2 tRNA genes and 2 rRNA genes are annotated in these 674 nt (G+C 46.7%); all 4 read left to right on the forward strand.

Going from position 1 to position 674, the window contains the following annotated elements:
- A 16S ribosomal RNA gene (locus tag GCN75_RS28830) occupies positions 1-65 on the forward strand; the annotation flags it as partial.
- A gap of 81 nt (positions 66-146) precedes the next feature.
- A tRNA-Ile gene (locus GCN75_RS28835) sits at positions 147-223 on the forward strand.
- Positions 224-248: 25 nt separating this feature from the next.
- Positions 249-324: transfer RNA gene (locus GCN75_RS28840), tRNA-Ala, on the forward strand.
- A 240-nt stretch (positions 325-564) separates the two neighbouring features.
- Positions 565-674 (forward strand): 23S ribosomal RNA (locus GCN75_RS28845); the annotation flags it as partial.

Here is a 674-nt window from a genome sequence, read left to right on the forward strand (position 1 = left end):
TCGTGACTGGGGTGAAGTCGTAACAAGGTAGCCGTATCGGAAGGTGCGGCTGGATCACCTCCTTTCTAGAGTTTGCACGAATCAGGTAACTGGTTCACGCATCAAATGTTCACACTTATCGGCTGTTAATATAAAGAACAGCATTTGGGGCTGTAGCTCAGCTGGTTAGAGCACCGTGTTGATAACGCGGGGGTCGTTGGTTCGAGTCCAACCAGCCCTACCAGTTTCTGTAGTCTGTATTACCCATTGGGGGATTAGCTCAGCTGGGAGAGCACCTGCTTTGCAAGCAGGGGGTCGTCGGTTCGATCCCGTCATCCTCCACCAAAAGTTCAAACGTAAGTTGATCACATCGGTGATTAAATTTAGGTTTGGTCTTTTCGAGACCAAGTGCTGTATGTTCTTTAACAATCTGGAAGAAGTAAAGATTATTTATTGATCGGTTTGCCGTAACAAGCAAATCGATGGGTAATGATTGTATGTATCAACAAACAAGCAACAACGTTGTACTTTCTTATCCCTGTAGCGCTCTTTGATGACTTCGGTTATCAGAGGCTAACGTTATAGGGACAAGCGAATAAGTGCACATGGTGGATGCCTTGGCGATTACAGGCGATGAAGGACGTAGTAGCTTGCGATAAGCTGCGGGGAGTGAGCAAACACACTTTGATCCGCAG

The organism is Janthinobacterium violaceinigrum (genome assembly GCF_009208555.1).
Classification (GTDB): Bacteria; Pseudomonadota; Gammaproteobacteria; order Burkholderiales; family Burkholderiaceae_D; genus Janthinobacterium; species Janthinobacterium violaceinigrum.